Origin of the sequence: Blautia sp. AF17-9LB, from assembly GCF_003479185.1 — a bacterium.
Taxonomy (GTDB): Bacteria; Bacillota; Clostridia; order Lachnospirales; family Lachnospiraceae; genus Fusicatenibacter; species Fusicatenibacter saccharivorans.
The window spans coordinates 1-16,167 of sequence record NZ_QUGU01000027.1; the positions used below are offsets into that span (position 1 = coordinate 1).

A 16,167-nucleotide genomic window follows, 5' to 3' on the forward strand; every position below is an offset into this window, starting at 1 on the left:
ACAGAGGGTGTCTTTCTTTTGTGCAATATTTTGGATTTGCTCATTTATAGTTTTTAAAATTAATTTGTCTTTTCGGTAAAAACAGATAATGCCGCCATACCATGGAAATCCCGCTTCGATCGTGGCTTTCACATCTCCATTGGTAATTGTGGCAAAATCTTCGTTTCCCTCTATGATACAGTTGTCTTCCGTCGCAGGCGGAAGTAAGGTCCAGTTTTCATCCGAGATACAGGCATTTCTGGTCGCTCTGGTTCGCAGACAGTTCCTGCCGTATGCTTCAATGACTACCAGTTCGTCTCTTCTCTGAAAGATCAATCGATTCTGTTCTAACACTATTTTTCCCATGCATACACCTCTCTTGAAATTCATCTTATTTGTAACAGCATTGGATTTCTGTTAATTTATTATAGCAATGATGACTTTTGATGGCTTGATTTTTCTTGATAAAAACTAACACAATCTTGATGTGTTAAAAAATTCGTGATATGGTTTTTGTAATATGAATTCCGGGGAGAAGATTTTATGAATTCTTATACCAATGACTCTTTTTATGAAAATATGTCACATCAGACAGAAGCGGCTCCGTATTCGGTTCACTATACCGAGGCGGCCGTGGATCATGAACCGGTGTTATATCTCCATTGGCATCATGAAATGGAGTTTTTAGTGCTGGTACAGGGAGAAATCACCGTTCATATGGAAGATCGATCGTATGTCCTGCAGGCGGGAGATGGGATTTTTATTCCGCCTGGGCTGCTTCATTACGCCAATAGTCGGTCAGAAATCCCGCCGGCGTTTTATGCTTTTGTTTTATCGCCGATGTTCTTGTTCCCAGAGTCTGAAACGTACAGTTATAACACCTATGTACTGCCGGTGCTGCATAATAATCTGGCTTTCGCGACGGTTTTGACGGAGGGGATTGACTGGCAGAAAGAGATTCTTACATATTTAAACCAGATCATTCAAAACCAGGAGGCAGGAGAACTCTATATGAGGGGAACCTCTTTATTGATATGGGATAAGCTTTTTCATCACCACATATCCAAAATCGGAGGAAAGAAAGCATTTTATGTAAATGCCGATCAGTTATCGGATTCCCTTGTTTATATACACAAAAACTATCATCAGAATATCACTTTGGAAGAATTGGCAGAATATGCCCATTTGAGTGAAGGGCAGTTCTGTCGTTCCTTTAAGGAATTAACAGGAATGACACCGTTTCGTTATTTGATACGATATCGTATCCTGCAAAGCTGCAATCAATTGCTTTTGACAGACAAAAAAGTAACAGAAATCGCTCTTTCCTGTGGATTCAACAATATCAGTTACTACAACCGGGCATTTTTTAAGATCATGAGGATGACGCCCACAGAATATCGCAAAACGACAGAAAAAAATAGTACTTTCATCATTTAAGAACATTCAGCAACAAATGGGAGCAGGTTAGCAAGTGATAAGAAGAAAAAAAAGAAGAAAAAAGTTACACTTTAGATAAAATCATGTGGGAGATGCTAAAAGACAAGGGGGAAATGCGTTTGGGATGAAAACAGGAAAAAACAAAAAGTGGATGTTGATCATTTTGCCAGCGGCGGTTGCGATGCTCTTTGGCGTATTTGCGGAACAGATGACGAAAGGAGAGTCTGAAACATCACAAAAAGAATCGGAGACGGTAGAAAGGGTGGAAATCATGCAGGAAGAATCAGAAACCAACACAGGAAAATATGCAGATACCAGTTCTTATGAGGAACTGGATGAACTTTATAAAGAATATTTTATGCTGGGAACCGGCTGTGAAGCCATTGACCATTGGAACAATCAGCTTGCAGAAATCGGTAATCCGGAGAAAGAAGCATTAATCAGCAGAATGTATAACAGTATTACGTTTGGCAATGAATTCAAACCGGCTTACAATTTTGATGCCTCATCGGAAACGTTGTTTACCGTTGATTTTGCGGCGGAGGAATTATTGGATTGGGCCAAAGAAAATGGAGTAAAAGTCCGTGGACATGTACTTGTGTGGCATGCACAGGTCAATCCATCTATTTTTGCAAAAGATTTTAAAGCATATTCTGGTGGAAACCTGACGGTTAGCGATACAGATGTTCTGGATGAAGATTGTCTGGTGAGCCGTGAAGTTTTGCTGGAAAGGTTAAAAACTTATATATATGGAGTATTGGAGTACACTTATCGGAATGGGTATGCTGATATTATTTATGCATGGGATGTGGTAAACGAAGCATGCGATGAGAGTCAGCCGGATGGTTTGCGCAATAGTTACTGGTATCAGATTATAGGGCCGGACTATCTGTATTACTGCTTTTTATACGCAAGAGAAGCAGAAGTTCTGTATTCCAATCAGTATGCTTCCCTTTATGGATTGAATCCGGAAACGGATGATCTGTCTTCTATTCAGCCAAAACTGTTTTATAACGACTATAATGAATGGGTGGTTTCCCGTAGCGATGCAATTGTACATTTTCTGACGGAAGAACCATGGAATGAAAATCATGAAAAAGTTACCAGTCCGGTGATTCACCCGGATGGAGATGGAACCATATATGGAGATGGTCTAATCGATGGAATTGGAATGCAGGGTCATCTGGATGACACGCAGAATATTGAACAGTATATGACTGCGCTGGAAAAGTATGATGCAGCTGTGGATGAAATACATATCACGGAGCTGGATGTCGGTTGTACAGGAAGTGACGCAAATGCAGAATTCTACCAGGCAAAGTTCTACTATGATTTTTTTGCAAGGTTGATAGAGGAAGTAAAAGGTGGGGTAAATCTTACATCCGTCACAATATGGGGATTGACCGATGACGCATCCTGGAGAACTGATGTAAATCCGTTGCTTTTCAATGGTGACTTGTCAAAGAAACCCGCTTTTGAAGCGATGGTTATGGCCGGAAAAGGTGAGGAGTTCTCATTGACAGCGGTTAAGCTCGCTGTTAACGCAAAAGATATGCATGTTTCTTTTGAACCCTATGTGGAGGACGGTAAAACGAAAACAGTAACGCCGCAGAGCGTAGGGGTTTACAGCCGTGGAACAGGACATCAGTCGGTCATTACAATGGTAAATACAGAAAATCATACAGAAGATGCCGTAATAGGATATGCTCTTAAAATAAGCAGAAGCGAACAGGATGCATCCATGAAGATGGATCTGTCTTCTTATATTGGCAGAACTGTGAAAATAACAGCATTTGTTAAAACACAGGATAAAAAGATCCGAATGGGATTAGATACAACGGTATCCGAACAGCTCATAGAAAAAAATGCTTCGGATGATTGGGTGGAAGTATCGGCAGAGTGCACGATTCCGGAGGATTTAAATTCAGCAAATCTTTATCTGGAAACGGACGGAAGCGCTGATTTTTATGTGGATGATATTGATATTTCTGTTGTTTCTCAGAATGCGGCAGGTGCTGAGAACAACGTATAACTGGTACGGGATTCCTATGAAAGAATTATGCAGTATATAGAGAGGAGATAACTATGAATAATACAGGAAATCAGGAAATAAATCCTATCACCCGTTTGGATTATCCGGATCCGGATGTCATCAGGGTCGATAATACTTACTATATGGTCAGCACAACGATGCACTTTATGCCTGGATGTGAAATTCTGCGGTCTTACGATTTGGTAAACTGGGAGCATGCATCCTATGTCTATGATGTATTGGATTCCACTCCGGGACAGAAAATAGAAGGGGAGGAAAATATATACGGACAGGGAATGTGGGCGGCTTCCCTGCGTTATCATAAAGGAATCTTTTATGTGTGTTTTGTGGCAAATGATACCGGGAAAACATACATTTATTCAGCGCCTTCTATCGAAGGACCGTGGAAAAAGAGTTATATCAAGGGCTTTTATCATGACTGTTCCATTTTGTTTGATGATGATGACAGAGTCTACATAGCATCGGGAAACAAATACATTCGTCTGCAGGAATTGGATGCGGATTTGAGCGGTCCGAAAGAAGGCGGTATCGACAGAATTGTTGTCAAGGACGAAGGACATCCCGGCCTTGGTTATGAAGGTACTCATTTTTATAAAATAAACGGTAAATACTATCTGTTCTTTATTCACTCTCTGAGAAAAGAGTGGAAACGGGTGGAGGCATGTTTCGTGTCGGATTCTCTGGAAGGAGAATTCACAGGCGGCGATGTGCTGAATGATGATATGGGATATTGTAATCAGGGAGTTGCCCAGGGAGGAATTGTAGACACTCCGGATGGGAAATGGTATGCAGTGTTGTTTCAGGACAGAGGGGCAGTGGGGCGTATTCCGGTACTGGTTCCGATCCGATGGGAAGAGGATTATCCGGTGTTTGGTGTGGACGGAAAAGTACCGGCTGATTTTGAAACGGTAAGTACCAGACCGGGATATGAATATCTTCCTTTGGTACAGAGTGATGATTTTAAGGGCGGTTTCTCTGTGGATGGAGAGGTAAAGGCATCCGGAAGAATGACGAAACAGTATGATTATGACAGTTTTGGGTTGAAAAGCTGCTGGCAGATCAACCATGAACCGGATTTGTCTCTGATCAAAAGAGATTTCGAGACTGGAACAGTGGAAATTACCACGGATAAGCTCTGCAAAAATGTAACACAGGCGAAAAATACCCTGACGCAGAGAATGCGTTTTCCGGGCTGTGTTGGGGAGGTAACGGTAGATGCTTCTTTGCTGAAAGACGGTGATTATGCAGGACTTTGTGCATTACAGGGATGTTACGGTCTTGTGGCTGTCACAAAGAAGAACGGAAAATTGTTTGCAGTAATGAAGAACCGCCCGGCGGATAACGCATCTCTGCAGGGAATGGAGAAGGACACGCAGGCAGGCATTCTGCAGGAAGAAGTGGAAATCCATACAGATCACGTGAAATTCAGGGTGGAAGCAGAATTTGAAAACATGAAAGATGAAGCAAGATTCTATTATGATGCAGGAGAAGGTTGGAAACAGATAGGAATCAGCCAGAAGCTGTATTTCAAGATGGATCATTTTACCGGCTGTCGGTTTGGATTGTTCATATACGCTACAAAGGAAATTGGAGGCAGTGCGGGATTTTCTGAATTTATATACAGATAATACTTGTCGAATGGAAAACAAAAGATACACAGGAATGAATTTTTAAATGCACTGCGGTCGTAAAATAAAACACCCCCAAACATCTGCACAAGCGGCAGGGTTTGGGGGTGTTTTGCTTTATGGGTTATGAAAAGTATGTTCTTTGGAACGATACTCGCTGGGAGTGCAGCTTTTGTGCTGCTTGAAGAGCCGGTTAAAAGTGGAGATACTGGGAAATCCTGCCTGGATAGCAACCTCGGTAATGGAGAGGTCAGCGTTGGCCAGAAGTTCTTCAGCGGCTTTGATGCGTCTGTAACATAAGTAGTCTCCAAAAGTGAAATTAGTATATTGCTTAAACAGTCTGGAGAAATGATATTTACTAAAACCGACAGATTTGGCAACGGTCTCAAGATCTAAATTTTCCGTATAATGCGTGTCTATGTAGGTCATGAGAGCGTTGAATTTCTGTATATATTCTTTCTGTTTATCTAATTGAACCTTTGGAAACAAAGCTTCTGCGTTGATGCGATTGTAGGCAAATTTGACAAAGAAATTGATAAGCAGAGAGTAAATGATCAGTTCGCTGTATTCTTTTTGGCTGAAATATTCGTTGCACATCTGCGTAAGCAACTGGTATATGTCGTTGTAAATTTTAGGATAAGTTTCGGGAGTGACATAAAGCGGCTGCGCCAGGAGGGACTGAATGCCGGAGAAACTTTTCAGTTTGGTAATTAAAGTGATGTCAAACAGGAAAACGAATCGTTTCCCCTCGTTCGGAGCAATCAGTTCGTGGAGTTCGCCGGGAGGAATTACTAAAATTTCACCAGGCAGCAGGTGATAGCTGCTGTCGTTAACGATGACATCGTAGTAATTTTCAACCGGCATCAGAATTTCCATGGCGGTATGCCAGTGGGAAGGGAAGTCCGCCGATTGTTCATTGAACCAGATGCGTATAGTAGTAGCGTTATGGAATTCTACTTCTTCCTGATCTATTGTGAAATATCTGGAACCGGTAAAATCGCTGTTGATACTGTATAGATCTAAATGATTTCCGTTAAAAAGTTTCGTCATACTTCCTCCTATAATAGCAAAATAAGAATAATTAAATTTTGCGTTTTTTGGCGCTCGCCTAATTTGGTGAATATTATAAATAAAGCACAAAAAAGAAATGAAATACACAATGATTTTATAAGATAAGTGTAACATTTTGACGCAAATAAGGCAATAATAAATAGATAAAAAGTAAATTTGAACAAAAAGTGAGCAAAGGATGAAGAACGAATAGCAAAAACTAAGAAGCAATATGTTAAAAATCATAGTAAAATACAAATACAAGAGACAAATATATTATTACTATTATTTTAGTAGAAGTCATGGAGGCATTTATGAAGGGGTCTGTAAAAAAAGCAATTATTATAATCGGTGTCCTGATAGTACTTGTTATTTGTGTATTATTGAACTTGAGACCGGTGGAAAATTTTCAACAGAAATATGAAGGGGTCGACTTGAGCGCTGATGTAGAAGGCGCCGTCAGAGAAGGTACATATACAAAGTATTTGAATGCCCATGAAGATGCAGCATGTCCTGCCGAAGATATAGAAGTGGATCTGTTTGCTTACATGGAAGGGGAAGGCGTAGAAGTATATGAAAATTATGAGGGGGAAGAGAAAGCTCTTTATACAGATACGGAATCCACGGTTACCTGGAAGGTAAATGTTCCTGAGGCAGGTTTCTACAACCTTTATCTGGAGTATATAACAGTAGAGTCCCGAGGGGTTGCGATCGAACGTTCTGTATACATCAATGGAGAACTTCCGTTTGATGATGCGGGAAACATTATTTTTACAAGAACCTGGACAGACGCCTCAGAACCTAAGGTAGACAATCAGGGAAATGAAATTCGTCCTTCGCAGGTGGAAGTTTACAAATGGCAGAGCACTTTCTGCAAAGATGATATGGGATATATCATAAATCCTTATCAGTTTTATTTTGAAGCCGGAGAGAATACGATCACCATGGAAGGTGTAAACGAACCCATGGTTTTGAAAAAACTCACACTGGCTGCAATCGATGATTCCGTTACATACGAAGAATATCTGGCAAACTGTCCGGGGGAAGGAAATTCAGAAACCAATATTAATTATGTGCAGGTGGTACAGGGAGAGGATTCGACGATACGATCAGAATCATCTCTGTATGCGAAATATGACAAATCGGCGCCGAACACTCAGCCATACAGTGTGACGAATACAATTCTGAATTATGTAGGCGGAGAAACATGGTGCAGTGCAGGCCAGTGGATCGAATGGGAGTTTTCGGTTCCGGAGGACGGTTATTACAATATTACTGTTAAGGGAAGACAGAATTATGCCCGCGGCAGTGTATCTTCCAGAACGGTATATATCGATGGAGAAATCCCATTTGAAGAAATGGAAGAGATTTCCTTCGAATATGAGAATGACTGGAACAATCTGACTCTCGCAGATGCAGATGGAAATCCGTATAAAATTTATCTTACAGAAGGAACACATACCATTCGTCTGGAAGCTACATTGGGCGGTTCCGGTATTCTGCTGGAAGAACTGGAAGATTCTATTTATCGTCTGAATCAGATTTACAGGAAACTTTTGGTATATACCGGAGCAACGCCGGATCAATACCGCGATTACAATATTGATCAGGTATATCCGGAAGTGATGGAAGCTATGGATCTGGAATCCAAACGCCTCTACAAGATTGTAGATGAAATGGTTGCTTATACGGGACAAAAAGCCGATAAGATTGCGACGGCGCAGACTCTTGCGCAGCAGCTGGAGCGATTTGTAGAAAAGCCGAACAAGATTACGGAAGAGTTTACAACATTTAAAGACAATATTACTTCTCTCGGTACTGCGGTTCTGAATATGGGTGAAACGAAACTGGATATCGATTATCTGGTAATTACCAGCACAGATACAGAACCGGAAAAAGACGAAGCGAACTTCTTCTCTAAAATGTGGCATGAGATCAAAGCATTTGCGGCAACTTTCTACGTTGACTATGATGCGGTTGGTGATGTCTATGAGGAGAATGATGAAGAAGTAGTTACGGTTTGGATCCTGAGCGGTCGTGACCAGGGCACTATTTTGAAATCCATGGTGGACGATACCTTTACTCCTGATACGGGAATTAAGGTCAATGTGGAAGTTGTAGCGGCTAATGCTTTGCTGAGTGCAGTTATGGCAGGAAGAGGACCGGATGTGGTTCTTTCCGTCGGAGCTGACCAGCCTGTGAACTATGCGCTTCGTGGAGCAGCTGAAGATCTTACTCAGTTTGAAGATTATCAAGAGGTTTTGAGTAGCTATACAGAAAGTTCATATCAACAGTATTGCCTCGACGGTGCAATTTATGCGATTCCTGAAACGCAGACATTTAATGTGATGTTCTATAGAACCGATGTTTTGGAACAATTGGAACTGGAAGTTCCCCAGACCTGGCAGGATTTGATTGAAATGCTTCCTACCATTCAGGGCAACAATATGTCCATCGGCATTCCATCGGCGGCAGGCAGCAGCGGCAGCGCAAGCGCCAGCACAACGATTGCATCCAACGCAGCAGACCTGTCCTTATATTTCAGTTTGCTATACCAGTACGGCGGAGATTTGTACAACGAAGCAGGAACCAAAGCTGAGATCAACGATGAAGCGGGTGTTGAAGCGTTTGATGTATATACCAGATTCTTTACGGATTATGGAATTCCTACCTATTTTGATTTTGTCAGCCGGTTCCGTTCTGGTGAAATGCCTATCGGTATTGCGAGCTATTCGACGTACAATACCTTGATGGTATCTGCGCCGGAGATTAAAGGCTTATGGGACTTTACATTAATTCCTGGTACTGAAAAAACAGATGAAAATGGTAATACTTACATCGATCGTTCCGACTTTATTACCGGCAGTGGGACAATGATGATTGCTTCTGATGATGAGGATACAAAACAGAGAGCGTGGGAATTCATGAAATGGTGGGCAAGTTCGGACACGCAGGTACGTTTTGGCCGTGAAATTGAAGCGTTGCTCGGATCTTCTGCAAGATATGCAACCGCAAATATAAATGCGTTCAGCCAGCTGGCATGGACTGCAGATGATATTGAAGTATTAACAGAGCAGTGGCGTCAAACGGTAGGAATTCGTGAAATCCCTGGCGGATACTATACGGGACGGCATATAACAAATGCGGTTCGAAAGGTTATTAATGACCAGGAAGATCCGAGAGAGACAATTATTGATTATACCATTACCATTAATGAAGAAATTGCCAAGAAACGTTCAGAGTTTGGTCTGCCGTTGGAATAGGAGGTAAGTAAGAAATGAAAGAATATATCCGCAGATATTTCATGTTGCGCAGGCATAATATGAAGGTTGCGATAAAAAAGGCCAAAATGAGTAAAATGTGTTATGCGTTTCTGGCGCCGTATGCAATAATATTTGCCTTGTTTTACATATTGCCGGTTATAACCTCTATTTTTTACAGTTTTACTTATTACAACATTCTGGAATCTCCCAAGTTTGTCGGGCTGCAGAATTATATCAACTTAATTTTACAGGATGATGTATTTCTGATCGGTGTAAAAAATACGTTTGTCATTGCTGTTATCACAGGACCGTTGGGCTATATCGCCTCTTTCCTGTTTGCATGGCTGATCAACGAATTGCCACGATGGGTTCGAACGATTGCTGTTGTTGTGTTCTATGCTCCTTCCATTGCGGGCAACGCGTACGTTATTTTTTCTATCTTCTTCAGAGGCGACGCATACGGATATGTAAATGCAGCTTTGATGAATATGGGTATTATTAATTCGCCGATCCTCTGGCTGACGGATCCGGATTACATGCTTCCGATTTGTATGCTGGTTATTTTATGGATGAGTTTGGGTACCGGCTTCCTTTCCTTTGTAGCAGGTCTGCAGGGGGTTGACCGTGCTCAGTATGAAGCAGGTTATGTGGACGGTATTCGAAATCGTTGGCAGGAATTATGGTACATCACACTGCCGAATATGAAACCGATGTTGTTATTTGGCGCGGTAATGTCCATTACTCAGTCCTTTGGTGTTTGCGATGTAACCATGGCGCTTTGCGGCTATCCGAGTACAGATTATGCAGCGCGAACAGTTGTCACCCATTTGTTTGACTACGGCTATTCCCGATTTGAAATGGGTTATGCATCTGCAATTGCAACTTTGTTGTTTTTGATTATGATTTTGTGTAATAAGGCAATTCAAAGCATGTTAAGAAGAGTGGGAACCTGATATGAAGAAACAGAAAAAAGAAGCAAATGTGACAAAAAAGAATTTAGTAAAATTAAAAAGAAGACAGCCGAATCGTTCCAGGATTGGAGATTTTATCATCTACTTCTTTTTGATACTGGTAGCATTAATGATGGTATTTCCATTAGTGTTTGCTATTAACAATGCATTGAAGCCGCTGGATGAGTTGTTTATGTTTCCGCCAAAGGTTTTTGCTCAGAATCCTACACTGGATAACTTTTCAGATTTATTTGTAACCATGGGAAAGAGTTGGGTTACATTTCCCAGATATGTGTTCAATACGGTATTTATTACGGTTGTAGGTACAGCGGGACACCTGATCCTGGCATCCATGGCTGCCTTCGTGTTGGCGAAGTATGACTTTCCCGGGGGAAAGACCTTTTTCAAACTCGTTACAGTCGCGTTGATGTTCAGTGGTTATATAACGGCAATTCCCAACTATTTGATCATCAACGAATTGGGATGGATTGATACATACTGGGCAATTATTATTCCGGCGTTTGCGTCTCCCATGGGATTGTTTCTTATGAAACAGTTTATGGAAGGATTACCAATGTCTCTGATCGAGGCGGCCAAGATTGATGGTGCAAATGAGTGGAAGGTATTTATCAGTATCGTAATGCCGAATGTAAAACCGGCGTGGCTGACAATGATTATTTTCTCTGTACAGGGACTTTGGAATAATCAGGCGGCGACTTTCATTTATTCCGAGGAGAAAAAAACCCTGGTCTATGCTTTGCAGCAGATTCAGAGCGGTGGTATTGCAAGAACCGGTCAGGCAGCGGCAGTTACGGTAGTAGTTATGGCAGTACCGATCCTTATTTTCATATTGTCAGAAAGTCAGATCCTGGAGACAATGGCAAGTTCCGGTTTGAAAGATTAAGGAGGTTGGTGCAGGTTATGAAAAAAACAATGAAAAGACTTAGCGCACTGCTGATCGGTATGATGATAGCACTAAGCTCCGCTATGGCAGTTTATGCAGATGAGGGTTATACGTACAACTATGATTACTGGGGAGATATACAGTATTCTCCGGATGCATATGAAGTGTCTGGTGTATATTCAGCCGTAGATTTTGGTCTGGAGACAGGATTGAAAACCCCATCCGGTTTGTTTGTGTATGAAGATATGATTTATATCTGCGATACCGGTAATAACAGAATTCTGGAAATTCAAAGAACCGGCTCCCAGACTCTGGAATTGATTCGTGTGATTGACAGCTTTAAGGGCGGTGAGGGACCGGAAACCTTTTCCTCTCCGCAGGATGTGGCGGTTACAGATGATGGTTACATATTTATTGCTGACACGAATAATAGCCGGATATTGAAGCTGGATATGGATCTGAATTACGTCATGGAATTTACAAAGCCTGTGGATGCTACTTTTGACCAGGATTTAAGTTTCCTGCCTTGCAAGCTTGCGATCGATACTGCGGGCCGTGTATATTGTGTGGCAACCAATGTGAATAAGGGCTTGATCAAATTCGAAGCAGACGGGGAATTTTCCGGTTTTATAGGAGCTACGGAAGTCACCTATGATTGGACGGATTACATCTGGAAGCGCTTTGCTACACAGGCACAAAGAGAACAGATGGAATCTTTTGTACCAACCGAATACGACAACATTTATATGGATTATGAAGGATTTATTTATGCATGTACGACTCATGTTACAAAGTCAACATTGGAGGATGGGACTGCAGATCCAATTCGCCGCCTGAATATGATGGGAAGCGATATTCTGATCCGAAATGGTGAATGGCATATTATTGGTGATATCTATTGGGGGGATGGCGGCGGATATTCCGGTCCTTCTTTGATCACAGATATCACAGCGTTTGATAATGATGTATATGTGGGATTAGATAAAGTAAGAGGCCGTTTATTTGCTTATGACGATCAGGGGCGTATGTTGTTTGCGTTCGGCGGAAACGGTAATATGGACGGGTATTTCAAACTTCCAAGCGCCATTGATCATATGGGATATGATTTACTGGTCTTGGATCAACAGGACAACAGTCTGGCGATATTTACACCTACGGAATTTGGTAAGTATATTTATCAGGCGATCGATCAGTTTCAGGCAGGTGAGTATGCTGAGTCCGGTGACAGCTGGCAGAAAGTTCTGGAGTTGAATGGTAACTATGATCGTGCATACATCGGTATCGGACGTTCTCTGCTTCGCCAGGAAGAATATGAAGAAGCATTGGATTATTTCAGACTGAAATGGGACGATGAAAACTATTCAAAGGCATTTAAGCAGTATCGTAAGGAATGGGTAGAAGAGCATATCGGTGTTATTTTTATCATAGTATTCGCAGTGCTTTGTATCCCGTTATTGGTGGGTAAAATAAAAGCGATCAAGCATGAAATTGATCAGGCAGATATCTTTAGAGATTATAAGCAATAGGATATGAAAAACAGAACGGAGGCAGGCATGTTAGCTTCACTGAAAAAAAAGGAAACGTATGAACATTATTTGGAAACATTGAAGTTTGCCCTATATTGCATTACACATCCGTTGGATGGATTTTGGGATTTGACTCATGAAAAGAGAGGATCCATAGCAGCGGCAAATACCATATTGCTTTTAACATTGCTTGCTAATCTATTTAAGTTGCAGTATACAAGTTTCCTGTTTAATCAGGTATATTGGCCGGAGGAAAATCTGCTGATCCATATAGCGAGTATCGTTTTTCCTCTTGCTCTCTGGTGTGTGGGAAACTGGGCATTGACAACGTTGTTTAATGGTAAGGGACGTCTGAATCAGATATATATGGCAACTTGTTATGCATTAACGCCATATCCGCTCATTCAATTTCCACTGATTATTTTAAGCAATATGGTAACTGTGGATGAAGGTGCGTTCTACACGGTACTGAGCGGATTATCAATTGTATGGGCAGCCTTGCTGATTATATCAGCCATGATGCAGATCCATGAATATTCGGTGAGTAAAACAGTGCTTTTTACCATAGCAACCATCTTTGCAATGCTTGTAATGGTTTTTATTCTGTTGATTTTTTTCAGTATGATTAGCCAGGGCGTGTCATATTTCATATCTTTGATACGTGAGATTCTATTCAGAATGTAGCAGGTTGGAGGAAGAAGAGACATGAAGAAAGAAAAATCAGTTAGAAAGGCAGAATTTCAGGCTGCGCTTTTCAGGCAGTTAAAGAGTCTGATCGTTCCGTTCATTATCCTTGCTATTATCCTGATAGGTGTTTTGGTCATCAGTTTTTCGCAGGGAGAAGCAGAACCGGAAGAGGTTGTCAGAGTAAACGGATATGAAGGGGAGGAAACGGAGATTACTCTGGAAAATGATAAATTGCTGTTTTCCATGAATTCTCTTACTACTCAGTTTTCTGTTACGATGAAAGAGACCGGAGAAACATGGACTTCCAATCCGGAGGGAGCTGCAGAAGACAGTGCGGCCCTTGAGATTGAAAAAAATAAACTGCAGTCCACAGTGCTTTTAACTTATAGCACTCAGAATGGTGTAGATGCCCTTCTTGATAACTATGAATACAGTATTGCAAAAGGTATTTATGAGATTGAAACCGGCGATGGCTATATCAAGGTGAATTATTCTATCGGTGATCTGGAACAGGAATATGTGGTTCCTCTTGTTATGGAAGAGGATCGTATGGAAGAATATTTGAGCAAAATGGGGCAGAGAGAAAGCCTTATGATTGGCGAATATTATAAGAAATTGGACATCAACGATCTTAGCAAGAGTGATAAGGCTGCAAAAGATGAATTGACAGCACGTTATCCATCGATGGAGACTACGGTGATCTATGTCCTGCGTGATAATGTAAAAGCCAGTATTCAAACAAAACTGCAGCAGTATTTTGAAGAAGCTGGGTATACCTATGAAGAGTATGTGGAAGACAAGGAAAAAGACAAGCAGGAAAAAGTCTCAGAAAAATCGGTATTTAATGTAAGTGTGATTTACCGTTTGGACGGAGATGATCTGATCGTGGAGGTCCCATTTGACGATCTGGAATATAAAGAGGATTATCCCATCTATTATTTGAGCGTGCTTCCTTATTTTGGAGCGTCCGGAACAACAGATGAAGGTTTCTTATTTGTGCCCGAAGGCGGTGGCGCACTGATCGAATTTAATAACGGTAAGACCAGCCAAAACAGTTATTATTCAAATGTATATGGCTGGGATATGGGACAGGACAGAGACGCCGTTGTTCATGATACGCGAACCTATTTCAATGTTTTTGGCGAGTCGAAAAATGATTCCTCTTTTATCTGTATGCTTGAAGATGGGGTGCCGTATGCATCCATTCAGGCGGATATCAGTGGAAGAAGCCACAGTTACAATTATGTGAATGCAGTATATTCTGTATTGCACAGGGAACAGTACGATGTTTCAGACAGAAGTACGCAGTCCATGTTCGTATACGAAGATGGAACTGCCGAGGGGGAAGGAATCGTACAGAGATACAGCTTTATTGATTCCGGGGACTATGTAGATATGGCGGAGGACTATCGCAGTTATCTGAAAGATAAGTATGGCGATTACCTTACGGTGAATGACGATACAGAAACTCCGGTAGCTTTAGAAATTATCGGAGCGGTAGATAAAGTCAAACAGGTATTTGGTGTTCCGGTGTCCAGTCCGTTGGAACTGACCACATACAAAGAAGCCCAGGAGATGGTGGAAGAACTTTATGGGGAAGGTTTAAGTAATATGTCTGTGAAGCTGTCCGGCTGGATGAATGGCGGAGTACAGCAGAAAATGCTGGATTCGGTGAATCTGATCTCTGATCTGGGAAGCAAAAAGGATTTGCAGAACATGATCGATTCAGCAGAAGAAAAGGGCATTGCCGTTTATCTCAATGGCATTACAAATTATGCGATGGACAGTGGTATCACGGATGGATTCTTTGTTTATACAGATGCAGCGAAATTTGTAAGCCAAGAGAGCGCGAAATTGAATGTGTATGACACAGTCACTTACGAAAAGGCAGAAGAAGACAGAGATCCGTTCTATCTGTTAAAGGCTGATCTGGTATATGAAATGATGGATAATCTGGCAGATGCCGCAAATGGTTATCACGCAGGTGTTTCTTTTAGTGATATAGGCTATGAATTATCCTCTGATTTTTACCAGAAAGATCCTACCAGCAGACAGATGGCAATGGAAGAGCAGGCAGAAAAGCTGAAGAGCCTTGATGATAATGGAACGGATATAATGATCAATATGGGCAATGATTATGCAGTTGCTTATGCGGATATGGTCACAAATATGGATCTGGAAGGTACCGAATATTCGATCATTGATAAGAAAATTCCATTTTATCAGCTGGCAATTCATGGCTATGTCAATTATACCGGAGAAGCGCTCAATTTGACACAGAATACACAGAACGAGCTTTTGAATTCTGCGGAGTATGGAGCCGGTTTAGCTTTTACTTTTATGAAAGAATCAGCATTTGAGTTACAGAATACGCTATATACAGAGTATTTTGGTGCAGATTATTCCGCATGGCATGATGAAATGCTGGAGATATATACTCGATACAATGAGGAATTGGGTCACACATTTAACCAGAAGATGGTGGGACATGAGTATGTAACGAGTGAACTGACTTGTACGATTTACGAGGACGGCACGAAGGTTTATGTAAATTACAGTTATGATGAGCTGCAGGCAGACGATGGAACTGTGGTTCCTGCAAGAGATTATGTTGTGGTTCGATAAACCGAAACAAGATTTATTGGAAGATTAGAAAGGATTTGACTATGAAGAAACAGAAGAAATTGAGG

The 16,167-nt window shown here is 41.4% G+C and carries 10 protein-coding genes and 1 pseudogene; 9 read left to right on the forward strand and 2 right to left on the reverse strand.

The genetic code is table 11. The features are described from left to right. Window positions 1-345, reverse strand: a pseudogene (locus DWX00_RS18765) (hypothetical protein); the annotation flags it as partial. Between the two features lie 177 nt (window positions 346-522). Here DWX00_RS18765 and DWX00_RS18770 point away from each other — a divergent pair. From DWX00_RS18770 to DWX00_RS18780, 3 genes are all read left to right on the forward strand, one after another. Continuing rightward, entirely contained in the window at window positions 523-1,416 is an 894-nt protein-coding gene (locus DWX00_RS18770) for an AraC family transcriptional regulator (RefSeq protein WP_117762242.1), read from the forward strand. 124 nt (window positions 1,417-1,540) lie between these two features. Beyond that, window positions 1,541-3,448, forward strand: a complete 1,908-nt coding sequence (locus tag DWX00_RS18775) for an endo-1,4-beta-xylanase (RefSeq protein WP_117762241.1) — start codon at window positions 1,541-1,543, stop codon at window positions 3,446-3,448. A 53-nt stretch (window positions 3,449-3,501) separates the two neighbouring features. After that, a complete protein-coding gene (locus DWX00_RS18780) occupies window positions 3,502-5,097 on the forward strand; it encodes a glycoside hydrolase family 43 protein (RefSeq protein ID WP_117762240.1) in 1,596 nt (531 codons plus the stop codon). Window positions 5,098-5,214: 117 nt separating this feature from the next. Here DWX00_RS18780 and DWX00_RS18785 read toward each other — a convergent pair whose 3' ends face one another. Continuing rightward, window positions 5,215-6,147 (reverse strand): helix-turn-helix transcriptional regulator, encoded by a 933-nt coding sequence (locus DWX00_RS18785; protein WP_118596000.1) that lies wholly within the window; start codon window positions 6,145-6,147, stop codon window positions 5,215-5,217. A 434-nt stretch (window positions 6,148-6,581) separates the two neighbouring features. Between DWX00_RS18785 and DWX00_RS18790 the strand changes: the two genes are divergently transcribed. From DWX00_RS18790 to DWX00_RS18815, 6 genes are read left to right on the forward strand one after another with little or no spacing between them, the layout of a single operon-like run. Then, window positions 6,582-9,410, forward strand: coding sequence for an extracellular solute-binding protein (locus tag DWX00_RS18790; protein ID WP_226906430.1), 2,829 nt, complete (start codon window positions 6,582-6,584; stop codon window positions 9,408-9,410). Between the two features lie 14 nt (window positions 9,411-9,424). Further along, the gene (locus tag DWX00_RS18795; RefSeq protein ID WP_117762237.1) at window positions 9,425-10,363 is read left to right on the forward strand and encodes a carbohydrate ABC transporter permease; all 939 of its coding nucleotides are present in this window, start codon (window positions 9,425-9,427) and stop codon (window positions 10,361-10,363) included. Window position 10,364: 1 nt separating this feature from the next. Continuing rightward, window positions 10,365-11,264, forward strand: coding sequence for a carbohydrate ABC transporter permease (locus tag DWX00_RS18800; protein ID WP_117762236.1), 900 nt, complete (start codon window positions 10,365-10,367; stop codon window positions 11,262-11,264). A gap of 17 nt (window positions 11,265-11,281) precedes the next feature. Then, on the forward strand, window positions 11,282-12,790 hold the full coding sequence (locus tag DWX00_RS18805; RefSeq protein ID WP_117762235.1) for a hypothetical protein: 1,509 nt from the start codon (window positions 11,282-11,284) through the stop codon (window positions 12,788-12,790). Between the two features lie 27 nt (window positions 12,791-12,817). Beyond that, window positions 12,818-13,474 carry a YIP1 family protein gene (locus DWX00_RS18810; protein ID WP_117762234.1) on the forward strand — a complete coding sequence of 219 codons (657 nt, stop codon included), beginning with the start codon at window positions 12,818-12,820 and terminating at the stop codon, window positions 13,472-13,474. A gap of 21 nt (window positions 13,475-13,495) precedes the next feature. Then, on the forward strand, window positions 13,496-16,102 hold the full coding sequence (locus DWX00_RS18815) for a DUF5696 domain-containing protein (RefSeq protein WP_117762233.1): 2,607 nt from the start codon (window positions 13,496-13,498) through the stop codon (window positions 16,100-16,102). Window positions 16,103-16,167 lie beyond the last annotated feature (65 nt).

Bases quoted from the DNA above. Each gene is read 5' to 3' on its own strand.
- DWX00_RS18770 (WP_117762242.1), top strand. From the start codon at position 523: ATGAATTCTTATACCAATGACTCTTTTTATGAAAATATGTCACATCAG.
- DWX00_RS18775 (WP_117762241.1), top strand. From the start codon at position 1,541: ATGAAAACAGGAAAAAACAAAAAGTGGATGTTGATCATTTTGCCAGCG.
- DWX00_RS18780 (WP_117762240.1), top strand. From the start codon at position 3,502: ATGAATAATACAGGAAATCAGGAAATAAATCCTATCACCCGTTTGGAT.
- DWX00_RS18785 (WP_118596000.1), bottom strand. From the start codon at position 6,147: ATGACGAAACTTTTTAACGGAAATCATTTAGATCTATACAGTATCAAC.
- DWX00_RS18795 (WP_117762237.1), top strand. From the start codon at position 9,425: ATGAAAGAATATATCCGCAGATATTTCATGTTGCGCAGGCATAATATG.
- DWX00_RS18800 (WP_117762236.1), top strand. From the start codon at position 10,365: ATGAAGAAACAGAAAAAAGAAGCAAATGTGACAAAAAAGAATTTAGTA.
- DWX00_RS18805 (WP_117762235.1), top strand. From the start codon at position 11,282: ATGAAAAAAACAATGAAAAGACTTAGCGCACTGCTGATCGGTATGATG.
- DWX00_RS18810 (WP_117762234.1), top strand. From the start codon at position 12,818: ATGTTAGCTTCACTGAAAAAAAAGGAAACGTATGAACATTATTTGGAA.
- DWX00_RS18815 (WP_117762233.1), top strand. From the start codon at position 13,496: ATGAAGAAAGAAAAATCAGTTAGAAAGGCAGAATTTCAGGCTGCGCTT.